The sequence below is a fragment of the Streptomyces sp. DSM 110735 genome (assembly GCF_016482685.1).
Lineage (GTDB): Bacteria > Actinomycetota > Actinomycetes > Streptomycetales > Streptomycetaceae > Streptomyces.
Genome location: NZ_JACYHF010000012.1, coordinates 55,241 through 74,710 on the forward strand (window position 1 = coordinate 55,241; position 19,470 = coordinate 74,710).

A 19,470-nucleotide genomic window follows, 5' to 3' on the forward strand; every position below is an offset into this window, starting at 1 on the left:
CCCGAGACGGGTCCGGACGCCCCGACCGGCGGCGGAGCCGGGGATTCGAACAGGTCCCCGGTTCCGCCTCAGGGCCGATTTCAGGGTTCGGCCAGGGTTGATCCGACTGCCGGTCGGGCGGCGGAACCGTCACGATGGACGCATGACGGATCACGAGCACGCAGCGACGGGTCCGGGACCTGGCTCCGGCCCGCGCCCGGGCTCGGGAACCGGTACGACGGACATGCCCGGAGCCACGGGCCCGGCAGGCACTCCCGGTGCGGACGGGACGCCCCCTGCCGCCCCGGACTCCCGCCCCTTCCGGCGCGACCGCAGACACAAGATGATCGCGGGCGTGTGCGCGGGGCTGGGCCGCCAGACGGACATGGACCCGGTGATCTACCGCATCACCCTCGCCGTGCTGGCGGCGACCGGCGGCATCGGTCTGATCTTCTACGGCTTCGCCTGGCTCCTCGTGCCGCAGGACGACGAGGAGGAGAACGAGGTCCGCAAGCTGCTCACCGGCCGGGTCGACGGCCAGGCGCTGGCCGCCGTGCTGTTCGCGCTGGTCGGCTGCGGGGTGGTCCTGACCACGCTGCGCAACGCCGGGGCGCTGACCTTCGCGGTGGTCCTCTCCCTGCTGCTCGCCGGTGCCGGGTACTGGTCCCGCCACCGGGGCACCCCGGACCCCGACCCCTCCCCCAGCTCCCCGAGTGCGCGCCCGCGCTCCAGCCCCATAGCCGCGCAAGCCGCCGCCGACGCCCCGCCGGAGGCACAGGCACCGCCGGTCTCGACGTACTTCCCCTCCTGGTGGCGCGACCCGATCGTCAAGGACGGCACCCACGTCGGCGGCACCGGCTATCTGTGGGGACCCGGCGACGCCCGCCGACAGGACGTGACCTCGGTCCTCGACCTGCGCCTACGCCTGGCCGACCCCTGGCCGCACGACACCGCCACACCCCCGCCGAGCACCGGCACCGCGCCTCGCCCCCCGAGACCGCGCGGCCCGCGCCGGATCGGTGGCTGGGTGTTCCTCCTGGCCCTCCTGGCGGGCGGCCTGGTCACCGGACTGACCTGGCACTCCCACCCGCCGGGCACGAGCCTCCAGCTCGGTCTGGCCAGTGCGCTCGCGGTGCTCGGCCTGGGCATGGCCCTCGGCTCGTTCCTCGGGCGCACGGGAGCCGGTACGACCTTCCTGGCGATCCTCACGGCAGCCCTGCTCGCCGGAGTGACGGCCCTCCCCGCGGACGTCACCACCCAATGGCGCCAGACCACCTGGCAGCCGACCACCGCGACGGACGTCCGCCCTTCCTACGACCTCGGAACCGGCGCCGCCACCCTCGACCTGAGCCGGGTCCACCCCGCGAAGGGCCGGACGGTAACGACCCACGCCGCGGTGGGCGCGGGACGCCTCCGGCTGATCATCCCGGCCGACACGACCGCCAAGGTCCGCATCGACCTCGGCGTCGGCGACGTCCAGTTGCCCGGCGACAACGGAAAGGACATCGACGTGCAGCCGGACCGCCACAAGCAGGTGACCTTCGCCCCGGCCACGAACACCAAGCCCACCGGCACCCTGACGATCGCCCTCGAAGTAGGCGTAGGACAGGTGGTGATCACCCATGCCACGCCGTGACTTCCACCCCGGCCGCCTCCTGGCGGGCCTCGCCTTCACCACCGTGGCCGCCCTCTACCTCGGCAACGCCCAACACCTCTGGCACATCCCCTGGTACACCGCCCTCCCGATCACAGCGGGCGCGCTGTTCCTGGCGGGGCTCACGGATGCGGTAGCCCGAGCGATACGCGGGAGGCGCAGGGCGCCGGAGGACGGCTAGGCGCGCGTCGGCTCAACACGGTCAGTGCCAGCCGAAGGCAGGAGCATTGTCCGCAGCGGAACCGCCTGTGTGTCTCCAGCTCTGCCCACACGACCTTTCCCCAGCGCCGTTCGTCCGTGCCCCAGTTCACGGCGAGCATCGCGACGAGGGCCAAGCCGCGTCCTGCCTCTGCGTCACCCTTCGGCGGGCAGGGCACAGGCAGCGTGCGGGAGAAGTCCGCGACGGCTACCCGCACAGTGCGCGGCGCGACGCGTTCCACCACCACGCGGATGGACTGCCGTCGGGCGTGCCGTACGGCGTTCGCCACCAGTTCGGAGACGATCAAGGCACCGTCGTCGGCGAGGTTGTCCAGCCTCCACGCGGTGAGCGCCAAGCGGACCAAGCGACGGGCTGTGGCGGCACTTTCGGGTTTGCGGGGCCAGCTCTCGCTGTAACCGGGATGCCCGGTCGGGCGGGCCCGAGTTGTAGGTTGCGGCATGTCGCTCTGCTTTCTCGGATCGACCGAGCCCCGGGGGTCGTTTGCCCGTTCGTCAGGGCGTTGAGCAAGCCCGTGTGCCGTGACGGGGTTCATGCCGGGGACCACCCCAAGGGCGACGACTCATGACGATCCCGAGCATGAACGTCGCCGAACTCGCGGCCAATCACCCGCTGTTCTACTTTCGTTCCACTTTCGTCCCGCCACCCGCGCGCATCTGCTTCGATGACGGTGGAAGGGGGCGACCGCGTGGCCACCGTGCACCAGTGGACCGGCCTGGAGACCAGGGCACTGCGTCTCGCCTTACGACTGAGCGTGCGGGCCTTCGCGGAGCACCTGGGCGTGGCCGTGGCCACGGTCTCGAAGTGGGAGAGCAAGCGCGCCGGAACCGCGCCCCGACCCGACACCCAGGCCATCCTCGACACCGCCCTCGGACGTGCGGACGCCGCCGCCCGTCTGCGCTTCGAGACGCTCCGGCCCGAGCTGGCCGGCCCCGTGCCGAATGCCTCCCGGCGCGACCTCGACGCCAGCCCTCGCGCTTGGGAGTACGAATCGTGGACCGAGGACCTGGACCGCGTCGTAGTCGCGCTCTCCCAGCAGAACTTCACCTTCGCCGACAGCCTCCTCAGCCGCTGGCTGGTCCGGTTCGATGCCCGGGAACTGGATGAAAAGGGCCTGTACCTTTTCGCCCGCTCGACCGCGCTACTCGGTGACCTCAGGCGCGACCAGGGCTCCGTCCTCGGCCCGCTTTCCGCCCAGCACTCCTACGCCGGGGCACGCGCGGTCTTCACCCAGCTCAACATCCCGCGCCGTGTCGCCCAGCTCGACCTCTCCCTCGCGGTGATCGCGGAAATGTCCGGCAGGTTAGAGACCGCGCCGATACGAAACCCTCGCCGTCGACGACCGGCTCTCCCGTCGGGACCGCGCCAGAGCCCGCCTGTGGGTCGGTACCGCACTGGGCAAGAACGGCCGACATGACTACGCGACCCGCGTCATGCAAGCCGCGACCCGCGACTTCGAAGACCTCACCGAACCCGAAGACTGGTCGGTCGCCCACCAGAAACTCGCCCTCGCCCGCCGTGGCGCGGGTGACCTCACCCAAGCCCTGCACTTCATCGGCATCGCCCGCAGCAGCGGGACCACCGACTCACCGATGCAACGCGTACGGCTGGACACCGCCTACGGCCACATCCTGCTCTCCGACACCGCGACCCGGGATGATGGACTCCTCGTCCTTGATCAAGCCAGCCGCACGGCCGCCCAGTACGGACTCGTGCACCAACTGCGCAGCATCGAGGGCATCAAGGCCATGAGCGAGAGCCGGACCGGCCCCCGGCGACGGTGACCGGGGAGAGACGCGTGGGCGAGAACCAGCAGGCCATCACCGAGGACCAGTGGCAGCGGGCCGCGCTGATCTGGGACTACCACCAGATGCACCACGCGCTGCGTCCCGTCGACGTGGCGATCGGACTCGGCAGTCACGACCTCGGCGTCGCCACCCACTCCGCCGAGCTGTACCACGCCGGACTGTTCCCCACCCTCGTCTTCACCGGCGGCAACAGCCCCACCACCGCCAAAGTCTTCCCCCGAGGCGAAGCCGTCCACTTCTGCGAACACGCCATCACCCTCGGCGTACCCACCGAAGCGATCCTCCTCGAACCGAACGCCGCCAACACCGGCCAGAACATCACCCTCTCCCGCCAGGTCCTCACCACCGCAGGCATCACCCCGACCACGGTCCTGCTGGTCTCCAAGCCCTACATGGAACGCCGCTCCTACGCCACCGCCCGCAAGCTGTGGCCCGACATCGAAATCCTCTGCGCGTCGGAGCCGCTGGAACTCGACGACTACGTGAAGTCCATCGGGGACGAGAAACTCGTCCTGGACATGCTCGTCGGCGACCTCCAGCGGGTCATCGAATACCCGAAGCGCGGATTCGCCGTCGAGCAGGAAGTCCCCGAGGACGTGCACGGAGCGTACGAATCCCTCATCCACGACGGCTTCACCAGCCGCCTCATCGCGCCCTGACCTCCTCGCACCAGTGAGCTGTGGAGGGACCGACCCGACCTTCCAGGGGGGAACATGCCGTGGTCGACGCTCGTGGCGACAGCCGTGGGCACCGTGCTTGGGGTACTCGCCACACTCATGGCCGATCACGTCCGCTGGCGGCGAGATCGCTCGGAGCGGGAGCGGGACACGCTGCGCGCCGCCTTCACGGAGTACCTGACGGCCCTTTCGGCAGCCAGGGACGCGTTCTCCCGGACCGAGCCTTCCCCTGAAGCCGTCGGCAAGGGACACGTCGCGCTCGGCGAGCACGGGGTCTACGCGGCACAGCATCAACTGGAACTGGTGACGCGGCGGACACTCGTCGACAAGGCCGGTCGCGCCACGCTCGCCGTGCTCGACTTTCATGACGCGGTGGTCGCCGGGCACGCATCGGGATCGCCCGAGTACGTCAGTGCTTGGCGAACCGCCCGCCGGACTCGGGCAGCGTTGATCGCGGAGATGCGGAAGGTTCTGCGGTACGGCTGAGGCGCCCGGCGGTCACCAGCCGGGCGAACCCCTACCGGTACAAACCCCTACCGGTACCCACCCATCCCCCGCCTCCGCCGCCCCTGCCACACCGCGTCCAGGGAGAGATACGGCGTGCCCGCCAGGATCAGGGGGAGCCAGGCCATCAGGTAGGGGAGGTCGTTGCCGTAGTAGTACGGCGTGGAGGACCAGCTCACGGTCAGCCAGAGGCTGAGGGAGATCAGGGCGCCGCCGAGGGCGGCGAGGCGGCCGAAGAGGCCGAGGAGGATGCCGATGCCGACGGCGAGTTCGCCGAAGGCGATGGCGTAGCCGAAGCCGACGGGGTTGTGCAGGGCCAGGTCGATGAGGGCCGGGACGGCGGCGGAGTCGCGCGCCGAGCGCATCGTGTCGCCGATGGAGCCCGCGCCACCGGACTTCAGGAACGCGCTGTCGGTGAGCTTGTCCAGCCCGGCGTAGACGAAGGTCACGCCGAGGAAGATCCGCAGCGGGAGGAGTGAGTAGCGGACGGCGGTCTCCCGCCAGGTGTGGCCGCCGTCCAGTCGGGAGGTGTGCGTTTCCATACGCATACCGTGAGTCATCACTGCCAGCCGCCTCTCGCTCGCCGTGCCGGACCCCTCAACAGGACGATACGTATGACAAACGGGGCCGGTTCAATCCTCCCCCGGCGGTTTTTCCGGTTATCGGGGGCACCGGCACACCGCACATGTGGCAAAAGAGCGGTCGGATGAGAGCCCGCTCAGTCGACGACCTCGACCGGGTACCGGTTCGTGCCCACCCCGGCCGCCGTCACCACCTGGACCTCCACCGGGCCGGGCTCGACCTCGGCCGGTACGGGGACCGTCAGGACGCTGTCCGTCGGGTTGCGGAAGCCGCCGGGGACCGGGACCAGGGGGACGTGGACGTCGACCACGCCGATGCGGACGACCAGACGGGCGAGCCGGTCGGCGCCCTGCGCGCCGGGCGGGACGAAGCCGCTGCCGCGGATCTCGATGTCGTCCCCGGTGCGGATCGGACCGTCCAGGTCGCCGGGCTCGCGGGCGCGGACCACGGAGAGGATCACCGGGCGGCCACCCTCGGCGTACTTCCCGGCGAGGTAGGTCGCGGCGGAGATCAGCACCACGACCGCGAGACCCCAGGGCAGGTCGGGCAACTGGTCGGGGCGGCGCCCGAGGCGGACGGCGGCGAAGAGGAGGGCGACGGCGCTGATGACGACGTACTGGATGTCGGCGAAGGCGCCCCGCCCCGCGTCGTCGGTCAGCAGGTCGGCGGCGCGCGGCCGGTGCGCGGAGACCTTCTGGAGCCGCTGTCCGAGCACGCGCAGTCCGACCACCCGGCGGACCAGGACGGCGATGCCGCAGACCACGGCGAGCACGGTCACCACGCCCACGCCGCGCGCGAGGTCGAGACCCGCGATCAGGGCGTCGCGCTCGGCGGGGTCGGAGGCGGCGGCAAGGCGCCCGGCCAGGAGCAGGACGGCGTAGGCGACGAAGAGCACCCAGGAAGCGGCGACGGTACGGGAGGTGGACATGCGGTTGTCCTCGCCGATCACCGGGGCGAGCACCCCACCGCGCCTCCGGTGGAACCAGGAGGCGGTGGTCAGCGCGCCCGCGACGACCACGGCGGCGAGCAGACCGGCGGTGCGGGCGTTGCTCCAGCCCGCGCCGATCGCGGTGAGCGCCTGCGCGAGGAGCAGGACGACGACCGCGCCCCACGCCACGCACACGGTCCGCGTCCACAGCCCGGCCAGCCACGCCTCGCCCTCCGCGCGACCGCGCTCGGCGATGGTCTCCGCGCGCTGGGTCAGCTCGGCGGACACCCACTGCCGCGATGCCGACGCCGAGTGGGCCACCGCCTGGGGCAGCCCGTGACCGGCCGCGAACTCGTCACGGCGGCGCAGGAACGCGGCGACCGCGCGCCGGTGTCCCTCGCGCGCGCCGTGCGGGCAGTCGCCGCACGTGCAGCCGCCCGTGTGGGCGCCGTCGGCGTCCACCGACGCGCCCCGTCTCGCCTCCTGTACCGCCACAACCCCCGACCGCCTTCCCCGCGCATCCGGACCCGGCCGAAGTCACCCACAGCGCGCACTTCGGCCCCGACACAACTCCCCTGTGATCAAAGCGAATTGTGCCCTACCTCGGGGCGCCGGTCGCAGCCGGTCCGGGTCGTGGCGGGTGAAGCGGATGGCGCCGTGTTGACGCCGCACGACCCCGCACAACCCCGCGTCGCCCCCGCACGCCCCCCGCACCGCCCGCGGCGCGACCCCGCACGCCCCCCGCACGCCGCCGTACGCCCCCCTCAGCTCAGCAGGTCCGGCTCGCTCCGGCTGATGTCCTGCCAGAGCGGCTGGTAGTTGATCCACGCCACCAGGTCGCCCCCGAGTTGTTCCCGGGTGGCGACGGCCTGCCGATGGTCGATGAGGACGGGGCGTCCGGCGGCGCGGGCGGTGAGCTGGACCTGGCAGGAGCGTTCCAGGGACATGAACCACCAGGCGGCGGCGTCCACCGAGTCCCCGACGGTGAGCAGCCCGTGGTTGCGCAGGACCAGCGCCTTGCGGGAGCCGAGCGCGTCCGCGATACGGCGTCCCTCCTCGGCGTCGACCGTGACACCGGTGTAGGCGTCGTAGAGCGCGATGTCCTCGTAGAAGGCGCAGCTCTCCTGGGTGAGGGGGGCGATGAGGTCGCCGAGGGCGGCGAGGGCGCGGCCGTGCACGGAGTGGCAGTGCGCGACGGCGACGACGTCGGGGCGGGCGGCGTGCACCTGGGCGTGGACGGTGAAGGCGGCCTGGTTCACGTGGTAGCGCCCCTCGACGACCTGCCCGTCCTGGTTGGCCAGGACGAGATCGCTCACGGTGACGTGCTTGAAGGGCATCCCGAACGGGTTGACCCAGAAGCAGTCGCTGTATTCGGGATCGCGCGCGGTGATGTGCCCGGACACCCCGTCCTCGAACCCCGCCCGCCCGAAGAGCCGCAGGGCGCCCGCGAGCCGTTCCTTGCGGTGGCGGCGTTCGTCCTCGACCGACTCGTGCATGGGCGGCATCGCGAACCGCAGCCGGTCGGTGGGCATGGGCGAGGGAGGGGTGGGCCGCTGCATGGGTCCTCCAGCGCTGGGGGTGCTTTACGGACCGGAACGTACCGTCGTGCGGCGCGTACCAAAAGAGGTGGAACGGCCGGAGCCGTTCCACCTCCGGTGGAGCTGGTCAGAGGACCCGCGCCGGGGTCACTCCCACTCGATGGTGCCCGGCGGCTTGGAGGTCACGTCGACGACGACACGGTTGACGTCGCGGACCTCGTTGGTGATCCGGGTGGAGATCTTCGCCAGCACGTCGTACGGCAGGCGCGACCAGTCGGCGGTCATGGCGTCCTCGGAGGAGACCGGGCGCAGCACGATCGGGTGGCCGTAGGTGCGGCCGTCGCCCTGGACGCCGACCGAGCGGACGTCCGCGAGCAGGACCACCGGGCACTGCCAGATCTCGCGGTCGAGACCGGCGGCGGTCAGCTCCTCACGGGCGATGGCGTCGGCGTCACGCAGCAGGTCAAGGCGCTCCTTGGTGACCTCGCCGACGATGCGGATGCCGAGACCGGGACCCGGGAAGGGCTGGCGCTGGACGATCTCCTCCGGCAGACCCAGCTCCTGGCCGACCATGCGGACCTCGTCCTTGAACAGCTTGCGCAGCGGCTCGATGAGCTGGAACTCGAGGTCCTCGGGGAGACCGCCGACGTTGTGGTGCGACTTGATGTTGGCGGTGCCGGTGCCGCCGCCGGACTCGACCACGTCCGGGTACAGGGTGCCCTGGACCAGGAACTCCACGGCCGGACCCGCGTCCGCGATGATCTCGGCCTGCGCCTGCTCGAAGACGCGGATGAACTCGCGCCCGATGATCTTCCGCTTCTCCTCGGGGTCGGAGACCCCGGCGAGCGCCTTGAGGAACCGCTCCTCGGCGTCGACGACCTTGAGCTGGACGCCGGTGGCGGCGACGAAGTCCTTCTCGACCTGCTCGGTCTCGCCCTTGCGCATCAGACCGTGGTCGACGTAGACGCAGGTGAGCTGGGAGCCGATCGCCTTCTGCACGAGGGCGGCGGCGACGGCGGAGTCCACGCCGCCGGACAGACCGCAGATGGCGCGCTTGTCGCCGACCTGCTCGCGGATCGCGGCGACCTGCTCCTCGATCACGTTGCCCGTGGTCCAGGACGGGGTCAGACCCGCGCCCCGGTAGAGGAAGTGCTCCAGGACCTGCTGACCGTGCGTGGAGTGCATGACCTCGGGGTGGTACTGGACGCCGTAGAGCCGCTTCTCGTCGTTCTCGAAGGCGGCGACCGGGACCACGTCCGTGGAGGCGGTCACCGAGAAGCCCTCGGGGGCGGCGGAGCAGGCGTCGCCGTGCGACATCCACACGTGCTGCTCGTCCGGGGTGCCCTCGAAGAGGGTGGAGCCGGACTTGGAGACGTGCAGGTCGGTACGGCCGTACTCGCGGGCGCCGGTGTTGTCGACGGTGCCGCCGAGGGTCTGCGCCATGAGCTGGAAGCCGTAGCACATGCCGAAGACGGGGACACCGGCTTCGAACAGGGCGCGGTCGAGCTGGGGGGCGTTCTCCTCGTAGACCGAGGAGGGGCCTCCGGAGAGGATGATCGCCGCGGGGTTCTTGGCGAGCATCTCGGCGACCGGCGTGGTGCTGGGCACGATCTCGCTGTAGACCCGCGCCTCGCGGACGCGACGGGCGATGAGCTGGGCGTACTGCGCGCCGAAGTCGACGACCAGGACGGTGTCGGGGGCGGCGGCAGACTGGGTCGCTGATGACACGGGGTGCCTTCCGGCGGTTGGGCGGGGGTCTGTACGTCCGATTCTAACGGGGCGGGCAGGGGCACCCTCCCCGTGCGCCGGGCGGCCCGGGAGAAACCGGGACCGCGCCCCGGACCGCCGTGGCATACTGGCCGCATGTTCACGCAGACGACCTTCGTCTTTACCTATGGCAACCGGCCCGCCGGTCGCCATGGTCGTGCTGCTTGAGCCAACGCCAAGCACTTACCAGGCGCCCCGGGCCGACAAGGCCCGGGGCGCCTGTCGTTTTCCGGGTTCTGTCACCGCCGGGTCGCACCCCTTCTTCGAGGAGCCCCGAACATGACCACCGTCACCGCGGAAGAGACCATCGCCGGCGCCCGTGAGCGCATCGACGCCCTGGACGACCGCATCCTCGGTCTCGTCCAGGAGCGCATGGCCGTCTCCGCCGTCGTCCAGGAGGCGCGCATCGCCTCCGGCGGGCGCCGGGTGAGCCTGTCGCGCGAGATGGAGATCCTCGGCCGCTACCGCGACGCCCTCGGCAAGCCCGGCACCACGCTCGCGATGACCCTGCTCGAACTGTGCCGGGGGCGCGTCTGAGCGCGTGCGCCACGCACGTCACGGCCCGGGCGCCGCGCGGGTCAAGGGCCGTATCTGAGTTCGGTGCCGCTCTCACCCGTACGGCGCGTGACCGCCGCGCGCGCCGCTTCGTTGATCCCGGTGTCCGTGCCAGCCAGGGGCGGGCCCGACAGAACCACGCGTGGCTCGCTGGAGCGATGAGGCGTACGGGTCGTGCCGTGCGCCGTGGGACCTCGCTCCAGGAAAGTGATCGGACGGCAGGGGACAGCAGCCCGGTCACCCAAGAGAAACGGTCGGCTCCGGGGACGCCCGGGGCCGTCCGGCGGAAAACCGTACATACAGCACTGCGCTCTCACCCTGTGACCGACGCCACACCGGAAATACCCGTACGGCGGCGCAACCCTTCCGGGCCCTCACCGATCGAACCTGCTGCCGGATCAAGAAAACGGTAAGCGTCGAGGGACCTGCGTTCGGAGGGGGACACAGGTCCCTCGTGGCATGTCCGGGTCCGGAAACCTCCCGGCCGCGACATCGCCGCCCCGGAGTCCTCAGTCCCGCTTCGGCACCGTCGGCACCTTCAGCAGCGGCAGCTTCAACGCCCCGAACGCCTCCGCCGGGACCGCCGGACTGCGCGGCGCCACCGGCTTCAGCCGCTCGTACGCCACTCCCTGCGCCGGGCGCGGGTCCTCCTCGCCCTTGTTCGGCCAGTACGACATGGCCCGCTCCGCCTGCGCGGTGATGGTGAGCGAGGGGTTGACGCCGAGGTTCGCGGAGACGGCGGCGCCGTCGACCACCGAGATGCCGGGGTGGCCGTAGAGCCGGTGGTACGGGTCGATCACGCCGGTCCGAGGGGAGTCCCCGATGGGGCAGCCGCCGAGGAAGTGCGCGGTGAGCGGGGTGCCCATCAGCTCGCCCACGTTGCTGCCCGGGAAGCCGTTGATCTCGGCGGCGAGCGCGGAGGCGGCCTCGGTGGCTGCCCTGATCTGGGTCGGGTTGGGGGCGCCGTGCCCCTGCCGGGCGGTGAGCAGCCCCTTGCCGACGCCGCCGGGCTTCAGATAGGTGGTCAGCGAGTTGTCCAGCGACTGCATCACCAGACCGATGATGGTCCGCTCCGACCAGCGCCGGTTGGAGACCGAGCGGGCGAGCTGCACCGGGTGCCGCAGCGCGTGCGCGAGCCAGCCGAGGACGCGCGAGGAGCCCTCGGCGTAGGGCACCTGGAGGATGGTGAGACCGCCCATCGAGTTGGAGCCCTTGCCGTAGCGGACCGGCTCGATGTGGGTGTTGTCGTCCGGGTGGACGGAGGAGGTGATGGCCACCCCGCGCGTGAAGTCGACCTTGTCCGCGCCGTGCGCCTTGCGGTAGCGGCGGTCGTCGGTCTGGGCGCCGACCAGCGCCTCGGAGTTGGTGCGGGTGAGGTCGCCCAACCGGTCGGACAGGTAAGGAAGTTGGCGCCCCGCCTTCATGCGGTGCAGCAGGGTCTGGGTGCCGTAGGTGCCGGCCGCGAGGACGACGCGGCGGGCGGTGAAGAGGCGCCCCTGGCCGGTGCGTTTGCGGTCGGTGGGGAGGGTGGCGACGGCGTAGCCGCCGCGCGAGTCGTCGGTGACCGAGACGACCGTGGTGAGCGGGTGGACGACCGCGCCCGCCTTCTCCGCGAGGTACAGGTAGTTCTCGTTGAGGGTGTTCTTGGCGCCGTGGCGGCAGCCGGTCATGCACTCGCCGCACTCGGTGCAGGCGCGGCGCTCGGGTCCCGCGCCGCCGAAGTACGGGTCCGCGACCTGCTCCCCGGGGCGCGCCTTCGCGGTGCCGTCGGCGTCCTCGCCGTCACCGAAGAACACGCCGACCGGCGCCATGTGGAAGGTGTCGCCCACGCCCATGCGCGCGGCGGCGGCCCGCAGATGCGTGTCTGAGGGGGTCACGGTCGGGTTGAGCCGGACGCCGAGCATCCGTTTCGCCTGGTCGTAGTACGGCTTCAGCTCCTCCTGCCAGTCGGTGATGTCCCGCCACTGGGGGTCGTCGAAGAACGCCTTCGGCGGCACGTAGAGGGTGTTGGCGTAGTTCAGCGAGCCGCCGCCGACGCCCGCACCGGCCAGCACCATGACGTTGCCGAGCAGATGGATGCGCTGGATGCCGTAGAGACCGAGCTTGGGAGCCCACAGGTAGTTGCGCAGGTCCCAGGAGTTCCTGGGGAGGGTGTCGCGGGTGAAGCGGCGCCCGGCTTCCAGGACGCCGACGCGGTATCCCTTCTCGGTCAGGCGCAGGGCGGTCACCGAGCCGCCGAAGCCGGAGCCGACCACGAGCACGTCGTAGTCGTAACCGTCGTCGCGACCCTCGTCGCGCCCTTCCTCGTTCCGGGTCTGGACAGTCTTCTCCTGCGACACGTGCTCTCCTCGTCGAGAACGGTGGTGGTACGGCGGGGCGGGTGGGGGTCAGCGGAAGCGGAACGCCTTCATCAGCCTGAGGCTGCGGCTCATGAAGGCGGCGTAGGCGGCGTCGTCCATGCCGAGCGAGGGGGCCATGGGGAGCAGACGCTGCTGGGCGACCGTCTGCGCCTCGGTGTACTTGAGGATGCCCTCGGAGCCGTGGCGGCGGCCGAGCCCTGAGTCCTTCATGCCGCCCATCGGGGACTGGGCGCTGCCGTAGGCGGGGGCGTAGCCCTCGTTGACGTTGACGGTGCCGGTGCGCAGCCGGGCGGCGACGTCCCGGCCACGGCGGGCGCTCTCGGTCCACACCGAGGAGTTGAGGCCGTACGGCGTGGCGTTGGCGCGCTCGATCGCCTCGTCGTCGGTGCGGAAGCGGTAGACGGAGACGACCGGACCGAAGGTCTCCTCCTCGCACACGGCCATGGTGTCCTCGACCCCGTCGAGCACGGTGGGCTCGAAGAAGTACGGTCCGGCGTCGGGGCGCGCGACCCCGCCCGCGAGCACCTTGGCGCCCTTGGCGACGGCGTCCTGGACATGGCGTTCGACGGCCTTGAGCTGGCGTTCCCCGGCGAGGGAGCCCATGTCGGCGCCGTAGGCGAGGGAGTTGCCCAGGCGCAGGGCGCGGGTGCGGGCGGTGAAGCGGTCGAGGAAGGCGTCGGCGATGGACTCGTGGACGTACAACCGCTCGATGGAGATGCAGAGTTGACCGGCCGAGGAGAAGCAGGCGCGGACGGCTCCTGCGGCTGCCTTCTCGATGTCGGCGTCCTCCAGGACCAGCATGGCGTTCTTGCCGCCGAGTTCGAGGGAGACGCCGACCAGGCGGGCGGCGGCGCCCTGGGCGACCTCGCGTCCGGTGCGGGTGGAGCCGGTGAAGGAGACGTAGTCGGCGTGCTTGACCAACTCGGGTCCCACGACCGGTCCTTCACCGAGGACGACCTGGAAGACGTCGGCGGGCAGCCCCGCCTCGATGAGCAGGTCGCGCGCCCACAGGGCGGTCAGGCAGGTCTCGGTGTCCGGCTTCATCACCACCGCGTTACCGGCGACGAAGGCGGGCAGCGCGTCGCCGACCGACAGCTCCAGCGGGTAGTTCCAGGGCGCGATCTGTCCCACCACCCCGCGCGGCTGCCGGAGTTCGGTGACCTTGGTCAGGGTGGGGATGGCGCCGGTGTGCCGCTTGGGGCGCAGGTACGCGGGCGCCTTGCGGCCGTAGTGGCGGGCCGCGACGGCGACCGCCTGCACCTCCTCGTGGGCGTGCAACCGCGCCTTGCCGGTCTCCAGTTGGACGAGGTCGAGCACCTCGGACTGGCGCTCCAGGAGCAGGTCGTGGAAGCGGAGCAGGACGGCGGCGCGCTCGCGCACCGGGACCCGCTCCCAGACGGCTTGTGCCGCGCGGGCCGCCTGGAACGCCTTGAGCACGTCCTCGGGCGTGGACTCGGGCAGGTCGGCCAGCTTCTCGCCGGTGAAGGGGGTGTGGTTGGCGGTACGGCCCGAGCCGGTCACGCCCTTGGTCAACTGGGCCACCAGCTCCGGGGTGACCACGTCGGCGGCGGTGCGGACGCCTTCGGGAGCCGGGGCGAGCGGGTTGGTGCCGGTGGTTTCCGGGGCCTGCGAGTCCGTCATGAGCCGCAGGGTATGCCGGGCCGGACGCTTTGTGTACCCGTCGGTAATGCCCTTTCACCGGCCGCACACATCACGCCAGTGATCACTGGCGGCAAACGCGCTGATCAGGGCGTTGTCGGCGCGGATCAGCGGACCGCGTCGGAAACGAGGGCGGGGGCGGATTCGGTCGGCGCGGGAGCGGTGGCCCGGTCCCGGGGCACGGAAGCGGCGGCACCACCGGCACCGGCGACCGCATCGGCACCGGCGCCCACGGACCCGCCCGCCCGGCACGCCTCCAGCGCCGCCGCCACCTCGTCCGCCGTCGGGCGCGCCGCCGGGGACGGGGCACGCAGGCGGTCCAGGAGCGGGGCGAGCGGACCGGCGTCGCCGCCCTCGACCGCCAGGGCGAGCAGGGCGCCGAGGGACCACAGGTCGGAGGCGGGTCCCGCGCCGGGTCCGGAGGCGCGTTCCGGGGCGACGAATCCGGCCGGAGCCGCCTCGGTGTGCCCGTCCCCGATGCCGAAGTCGGTGACGAGGACGCGTCCGGTGCCGGATTCGACGAGGACGTTGGCGGGCTTGATGTCCCGGTGCACGATGCCGACCGCGTGCGCGGCGCGCAGCGCGGCGAGTACGGCGAGCCCGACTCGCGCAGCCTCGGCGGGGGGCAGCGGACCACGTGCCACGACCTCGCTCAGCGACTCGCCCTCGACCAACTCCATGACGATCCAGGGGAGTCCGTCCTCGGTGAGCACCTCGCGCGGTGTCAGGGCGCCGGGGTGGCGCACCCGGGCGGCGGCGCGTGCCTCGCGGTGGAGCCGGTGGGCGATCCGGGCGCTGTCCTCGTCGTCGGACGGACTCCCGGGCAGCGAGGGCTCCTTGACGGCGACCTCGCCCCCGTCCCGCTCGTCCCGGGCGCGCCAGACGGTGCCGGTCGGTCCGGACCCGATACGGGCGACGAGCCGGTAGCGTCCGCCGATCAGCCGTCCACCGGACGCGAGTTCACCGTCTCCACTCATGCCTCATGAGTACCGTGCGCACCCCGCCCTTGTCGAAGGGTCAGGCGTTGTGGAAGACGAACTCGCCGCCCCTTTTCGAGACGCGCACCGCACCACTTCCCCCGAAGTGCGCGGGAATCACCAACTCCCGCTCTTCGGAGGCGCGTTCAAGCACCCGGACCCGTGTCGTGGCAGCCTGCCGGGGGTCCAGGCAGAAGCGGCTCCCGCACTCGGGATGCGGGACCTGGACCGGGCTGTGCAGCAGGTCACCGACGAACACCGCGCGCTCGCCCCGGGATTGGAGGCGCAGGACGGAGGAGCCGGGGGTGTGTCCGGGGGCGGACTCCAGGACGAGATCGCCGTCGAGCCGGTGGGCGCCGTCCCACAGCACGGTCTGTCCGGCACGGTGCACGGGCGCGATGCTGTCCTCGTACATCAGCCGGTCGTCGGGGCGCGTCCCGCCCGCGTAACCGCCCTCGGGACCGAAGTGGCGGTCGTCGGCGCCGGGGACCAGATAGCGGGCGTTGGGGAAGGTCGGCACCCAATTGCCGTCCACCTCATGGGTGTTCCAGCCGATGTGGTCGCCGTGGATGTGGGTGTTGACGACGACGTCCACGCCCTCGGGGCGCACCCCGGCTCGCTCCAGCCGCTCCAGGAAGTCGCCCTGCCGCTGGTGGAAGAGCGGGTTGCCGGGCCGCTCGCGCCCGTTCCCGACCCCGGTGTCCACCAGGACCGTACGGCCGCCGCCGCGCACCACCCAGGTCTGGAGCGCCACGACGGCACGCCCGTCCTGGAGGTGGTCCGGGACGAGCCGGTCCTCGTCCGCCCGCCACGCCTGCGGGGGCAGGTCCGGGACGAGGGTGTCGAGGGGCACGTACGGTCCCGCCCACTCGACGACGGGGAACACCTCGACGTCTCCGATCACGAAACCCTGCGCGTTGTCGTCAGCCATGTCTCCGACGATAGGGATCACTGGTGATCCTTTCCATGCTCGACAGGCTCGACCAGATACGCGAGCGTCTCACCCGAGCGCCCTCCTCGATAGGATCGACCCCATGGACGTGGTGAGCGACGCGATCTCGGCGGTGCGGGTGGGCAGCCCCTCCTCGAACCGGCTCCGGGTCGGCGGCGACTGGAGCGTGCGGCTGCCGTCGTACGAGGGGGCGGGCTTCCATGTCGTGCTGAGCGGCGGTTGCCGTCTGCTGCCGGACGACGGCGATCCGGTGACCCTGGGCACCGGGGACGTGGTGCTGCTGCCGCACGGCGCGGGACATGTGCTGGCGGACCGTACGGCGGGACCGGACGCGGCGCGGCGCGCGGTGCCGCTGGAGGAGGCGCGGGGCACGGGCGGGACGGGGTCCGAGGTGGAGCTGCTGTGCGGCAAGTACCGCCTCGACCGCAGCCGTACGCATCCGCTGCTGGCCGAGCTGCCGCAGGTGGTGCACCTCCCCCACCGGGTCGGCGCGCATCCCGAACTGCGCTCCGCCGTGGACCTGTTGTCGCGGGAGCTGGACGAGCGGCGCCCGGGTTCGTGTCTCGCCCTGCCGAGCCTGCTCGACCTGCTCCTCGTCTACATGGTCCGCGCCTGCCTCGACGGCGCCGGGTCCGGGGTGTGGCCGGCGGTGCTGAGCGATCCGGTGACCACGGCGGCGCTGCGCGCCCTGCACTCCGATCCCGCCGCCCCCTGGACCATGGAGCGGCTCGCCGCCGAGGCGGGCGTCTCCCGCGCCACCCTGGCCCGCCGCTTCACCGCGCTGGTCGGGCGTCCGCCGATGGCGTACCTCACCTGGTGGCGGCTGACGCTCGCCGCCACCGCCCTGCGCGCCTCGGACGCGCCGCTGGCGACGGTCGCCCGCGTGAGCGGGTACGGCAGCCCGTACGCCCTCTCGCACGCGTTCAGCCGGGAGTTCGGGGTGACGCCGGGGAAGTACCGGGACGCGGCACGGGCGGCGTGAGGCGCCTGACGGCGCCGAGGGGACTCAGCGCGCCGTCACCGTGAACGTCCCGACCGCCACGTCGAAGTACTCCCGCGCCTCGCGCACCTTGCCGACCGGCGCCGACACCCACACGTCGTACATCCGGCCGCCCTCCTCCCAGCACAGGTCGTAGGTGTGCCGGGCGCCCTCGGCGGTGCTGAAGCCGTTCCAGGTGAACTCCCAGAGGGCGGCGGGGTGTCCGGCGCGGGTGGTCTCGGTGACCCGCCCGTCGCGGTAGCCGGGGTTGGTGTCGGTGCCGTCGGCGGCGGCCCGGTCGAGGACTGCCGCCGGACCGCCGGTCTCGGGGCGGGCGACCTTCACGCCGAGCCGGAAGGTGTCCCCGGCGGAGAAGTAGAAGACCCGCTCGCCCTGCCGTTCGCGGGTGAAGGCAAGCGGCACGGCGAGGGAGAACCCCGCCGGGTCGCGGGCGGTGCGGTAGCCGGAGGGGGCGACGGGACGGGACGGGGTGGTGGGGGTCGCGGGGACGCTGGGGGTGCGCGAGGGACTCCGGCTGTCGGTCGGGGGGCGGGTCGCCGTGGTGCCGGGGGTGCCGCCGCGTTCGCCGCCGTTCTGGTGCGTCAGCAGGACCGCCGCCGACGCCGCCGCTCCGGCCACCGCCGCCACCAGCAGCGCCGCCACCAGGGCACTCCGGCTCGGCCACTTGGTGCCGGGCGCCGGGACGGGGGCGGCGGCGACGGGCGGGGGTGCCGCGTGCTCGGTCGGCGGGTGCGGGGTGTCCGCCGTACGGTCCGGGTGGGCGGCGGATCTGACGGCGCGGGCCGCGTTCAGCAGCCGGGGCGCACGGGTCGGGGTGCCGGGCAGGGGTGGCGTGCGTCCCGTCTCCAGGTAGGCGCGCAGCATGTGTTCGGCGTCGGCCGCGTCGAGTCGTCGCTCGGGGTCGCGCTCCAGCAGCCCCCGGATGACCGGCAGCAGCGGCTCGGCTTCGGCGGGCGGCCGGATCTCGTCGCTGACGACGGCGTGCAGGATGCCGCCGAGCGAGTCGCGGCGGAACGGCGACTCGCCGCTGAGCGCCGTGCACAGCAGCGCGCCGAGCGACCACAGGTCTGCCGCCGGACCGCTGCGCAGACCCGACATCCGCTCGGGCGCGGTGTATTCGGGCGAGCCGACGAAGGAGCCGGTCTCGGTGAGCGTGGTGGCGCCCGCGACCCGGGCGATGCCGAAGTCGGTGAGGACGGCGCGGTCGGTGCCCGACTCGACCAGGACGTTGGCGGGCTTGATGTCCCGGTGCAGCACCCCGGCGGCGTGCGCGGTGCTGAGCGCGCTCAGCAGGTCGGCGCCGATCCGGGCCGCCTCCTCCGGGGTGAGCGGGCCCTGCTCGGCGATCCGGTCGGCGAGTGAGCCGCCGTCGATCAACTCCATGACGATGTACGGGCGTTCGTCCTGCTCGACCACGTCGTGCACGACGATGATGTGCGGATGGTGCAACTGCGCCACCGCCCGCGCCTCGCGGAAGGTCCGCTCACGCCGCAGCCGGGCGTCCGCGTCCGGCGCGGAGTCGTCCTGGACGATCTCCTTGACCGCCACAAGGCGGCCCAGCACCTCGTCCTCGGCCCGCCATACGACGCCCATCCCACCGCGTCCGATGCGCGCCCGGAGGCGGTAACGGCCCGCGACCACACGGAAGTCGTGCCCCTCGGTCCCCATGGTCCCCATCATGCCGTACCGGACGTACACCCTCCGTGACGGTGACCAGCCAAGACGAGACGGCACCACGGAGCCCGGCGCGATCGTTTTCGGCCGCGCTCCGCTTCGAAAAAAATACAAAGCACGGTGAATTGCCAAGAGTTATGCCCCGTACGGGACAGAACGGGCGACCGGAATCAGACTGCCGTGTGAATCATGGACGTCTTACCTTTTCCTTATGGGAAACATGTTGAAGCGTCTTTCCGTCACCGGCGTCGCGGCGGTGGCGATTTTCGCCACCGCCACCGTGACCAACGCCAGCGCGGCGAGCGGCGGAGCCGCCTGTTCCGTGACCGGTGCCTCGGGCAGTCTCACGTTCACCAACTGGACCGCCCACCACGTGGACATCAAGGGCTGGGTCAAGGACACGTCCGCCGACGGTCACCACGTCGCCATCCGGCTCTACTCCATCGACGACCACACCGGATGGGTGACGGACTGGCCCTGGCACGCCAACTCCAACGGCAACGGGACGACCCTCTCCTTCAGCACCTACGCGTCGCCCTCCGGTGACGCGCTCGACTACATCGGCGCCCAGGTGGCGGTCATGGAAGGCAGCAAGATCGTCCGTACCTGCTCGGACGCCGCCTGAGTCTCGGACGCCCC

General features: G+C 71.9%; 16 protein-coding genes and 2 pseudogenes. 8 read left to right on the forward strand and 10 right to left on the reverse strand.

The features are described from left to right. Positions 1–142: 142 nt before the first annotated feature. Entirely contained in the window at positions 143–1,615 is a 1,473-nt protein-coding gene (locus IF655_RS19405; RefSeq protein WP_199586172.1) for a PspC domain-containing protein, read from the forward strand. Beyond that, positions 1,602–1,814, forward strand: coding sequence for a hypothetical protein (locus tag IF655_RS19410; RefSeq protein WP_199586173.1), 213 nt, complete (start codon positions 1,602–1,604; stop codon positions 1,812–1,814). The genes IF655_RS19405 and IF655_RS19410 overlap by 14 nt, the downstream gene beginning before the upstream one ends. A 73-nt stretch (positions 1,815–1,887) precedes the next feature. Here IF655_RS19410 and IF655_RS19415 read toward each other — a convergent pair. Next, positions 1,888–2,292 (reverse strand): annotated as a pseudogene (locus tag IF655_RS19415) (ATP-binding protein); the annotation flags it as partial. A gap of 246 nt (positions 2,293–2,538) precedes the next feature. Here IF655_RS19415 and IF655_RS19420 point away from each other — a divergent pair. From IF655_RS19420 to IF655_RS19430, 3 genes and pseudogenes are all read left to right on the forward strand, one after another. Further along, a pseudogene (locus IF655_RS19420) lies at positions 2,539–3,634 on the forward strand (helix-turn-helix domain-containing protein). Positions 3,635–3,648: 14 nt separating this feature from the next. Continuing rightward, on the forward strand, positions 3,649–4,317 hold the full coding sequence (locus IF655_RS19425; RefSeq protein ID WP_199586174.1) for a YdcF family protein: 669 nt from the start codon (positions 3,649–3,651) through the stop codon (positions 4,315–4,317). Positions 4,318–4,371: 54 nt separating this feature from the next. Next, entirely contained in the window at positions 4,372–4,821 is a 450-nt protein-coding gene (locus tag IF655_RS19430; protein ID WP_199586175.1) for a hypothetical protein, read from the forward strand. A gap of 47 nt (positions 4,822–4,868) precedes the next feature. Here the strand turns inward: IF655_RS19430 and IF655_RS19435 are convergent, their stop codons facing one another. The 4 genes from IF655_RS19435 to guaA form a co-directional block, all read right to left on the reverse strand. After that, entirely contained in the window at positions 4,869–5,399 is a 531-nt protein-coding gene (locus tag IF655_RS19435; RefSeq protein WP_199586176.1) for a DoxX family protein, read from the reverse strand. Positions 5,400–5,557: 158 nt separating this feature from the next. Further along, the gene (locus IF655_RS19440; RefSeq protein WP_199586177.1) at positions 5,558–6,844 is read right to left on the reverse strand and encodes a hypothetical protein; all 1,287 of its coding nucleotides are present in this window, start codon (positions 6,842–6,844) and stop codon (positions 5,558–5,560) included. Positions 6,845–7,113: 269 nt separating this feature from the next. After that, positions 7,114–7,908, reverse strand: a complete 795-nt coding sequence (locus IF655_RS19445; RefSeq protein ID WP_199586178.1) for a class II aldolase/adducin family protein — start codon at positions 7,906–7,908, stop codon at positions 7,114–7,116. 126 nt (positions 7,909–8,034) lie between these two features. Further along, a complete protein-coding gene (gene guaA / locus IF655_RS19450; RefSeq protein WP_199586179.1) occupies positions 8,035–9,615 on the reverse strand; it encodes a glutamine-hydrolyzing GMP synthase in 1,581 nt (526 codons plus the stop codon). 318 nt (positions 9,616–9,933) lie between these two features. On the opposite strand from guaA, the gene IF655_RS19455 reads away from it, so the two are divergent. Beyond that, entirely contained in the window at positions 9,934–10,191 is a 258-nt protein-coding gene (locus IF655_RS19455) for a chorismate mutase (protein ID WP_199586180.1), read from the forward strand. Positions 10,192–10,718: 527 nt separating this feature from the next. Here IF655_RS19455 and IF655_RS19460 read toward each other — a convergent pair. The 4 genes from IF655_RS19460 to IF655_RS19475 form a co-directional block, all read right to left on the reverse strand. Further along, positions 10,719–12,548, reverse strand: a complete 1,830-nt coding sequence (locus IF655_RS19460) for a GMC family oxidoreductase (RefSeq protein WP_307814974.1) — start codon at positions 12,546–12,548, stop codon at positions 10,719–10,721. A 48-nt stretch (positions 12,549–12,596) separates the two neighbouring features. Beyond that, a complete protein-coding gene (locus IF655_RS19465) occupies positions 12,597–14,210 on the reverse strand; it encodes a succinic semialdehyde dehydrogenase (protein WP_199586181.1) in 1,614 nt (537 codons plus the stop codon). Positions 14,211–14,335: 125 nt separating this feature from the next. Next, complete coding sequence (locus tag IF655_RS19470; protein ID WP_199586182.1) at positions 14,336–15,205, reverse strand: serine/threonine-protein kinase; 870 nt, start codon at positions 15,203–15,205, stop codon at positions 14,336–14,338. A gap of 40 nt (positions 15,206–15,245) precedes the next feature. Beyond that, positions 15,246–16,136 (reverse strand): MBL fold metallo-hydrolase, encoded by an 891-nt coding sequence (locus IF655_RS19475; protein ID WP_199586183.1) that lies wholly within the window; start codon positions 16,134–16,136, stop codon positions 15,246–15,248. Positions 16,137–16,239: 103 nt separating this feature from the next. Here IF655_RS19475 and IF655_RS19480 point away from each other — a divergent pair, with 103 nt between their 5' ends. After that, positions 16,240–17,139, forward strand: coding sequence for an AraC family transcriptional regulator (locus IF655_RS19480; RefSeq protein WP_199586184.1), 900 nt, complete (start codon positions 16,240–16,242; stop codon positions 17,137–17,139). Between the two features lie 24 nt (positions 17,140–17,163). Here the strand turns inward: IF655_RS19480 and IF655_RS19485 are convergent, their stop codons facing one another. Continuing rightward, on the reverse strand, positions 17,164–18,825 hold the full coding sequence (locus tag IF655_RS19485; RefSeq protein WP_199586185.1) for a serine/threonine-protein kinase: 1,662 nt from the start codon (positions 18,823–18,825) through the stop codon (positions 17,164–17,166). Positions 18,826–19,042: 217 nt separating this feature from the next. Here IF655_RS19485 and IF655_RS19490 point away from each other — a divergent pair, with 217 nt between their 5' ends. After that, positions 19,043–19,456, forward strand: coding sequence for a hypothetical protein (locus IF655_RS19490; RefSeq protein WP_199586186.1), 414 nt, complete (start codon positions 19,043–19,045; stop codon positions 19,454–19,456). Positions 19,457–19,470 lie beyond the last annotated feature (14 nt).

What these genes read in the sequence shown, in the direction of transcription:
- IF655_RS19405 (WP_199586172.1), top strand. Translation starts at nt 143, where the DNA reads ATGACGGATCACGAGCACGCAGCGACGGGTCCGGGACCTGGCTCCGGC.
- IF655_RS19410 (WP_199586173.1), top strand. Translation starts at nt 1,602, where the DNA reads ATGCCACGCCGTGACTTCCACCCCGGCCGCCTCCTGGCGGGCCTCGCC.
- IF655_RS19430 (WP_199586175.1), top strand. Translation starts at nt 4,372, where the DNA reads ATGCCGTGGTCGACGCTCGTGGCGACAGCCGTGGGCACCGTGCTTGGG.
- IF655_RS19435 (WP_199586176.1), bottom strand. Translation starts at nt 5,399, where the DNA reads ATGACTCACGGTATGCGTATGGAAACGCACACCTCCCGACTGGACGGC.
- IF655_RS19445 (WP_199586178.1), bottom strand. Translation starts at nt 7,908, where the DNA reads ATGCAGCGGCCCACCCCTCCCTCGCCCATGCCCACCGACCGGCTGCGG.
- IF655_RS19455 (WP_199586180.1), top strand. Translation starts at nt 9,934, where the DNA reads ATGACCACCGTCACCGCGGAAGAGACCATCGCCGGCGCCCGTGAGCGC.
- IF655_RS19465 (WP_199586181.1), bottom strand. Translation starts at nt 14,210, where the DNA reads ATGACGGACTCGCAGGCCCCGGAAACCACCGGCACCAACCCGCTCGCC.
- IF655_RS19470 (WP_199586182.1), bottom strand. Translation starts at nt 15,205, where the DNA reads ATGAGTGGAGACGGTGAACTCGCGTCCGGTGGACGGCTGATCGGCGGA.
- IF655_RS19475 (WP_199586183.1), bottom strand. Translation starts at nt 16,136, where the DNA reads ATGGCTGACGACAACGCGCAGGGTTTCGTGATCGGAGACGTCGAGGTG.
- IF655_RS19480 (WP_199586184.1), top strand. Translation starts at nt 16,240, where the DNA reads ATGGACGTGGTGAGCGACGCGATCTCGGCGGTGCGGGTGGGCAGCCCC.
- IF655_RS19485 (WP_199586185.1), bottom strand. Translation starts at nt 18,825, where the DNA reads ATGGGGACCGAGGGGCACGACTTCCGTGTGGTCGCGGGCCGTTACCGC.
- IF655_RS19490 (WP_199586186.1), top strand. Translation starts at nt 19,043, where the DNA reads ATGGGAAACATGTTGAAGCGTCTTTCCGTCACCGGCGTCGCGGCGGTG.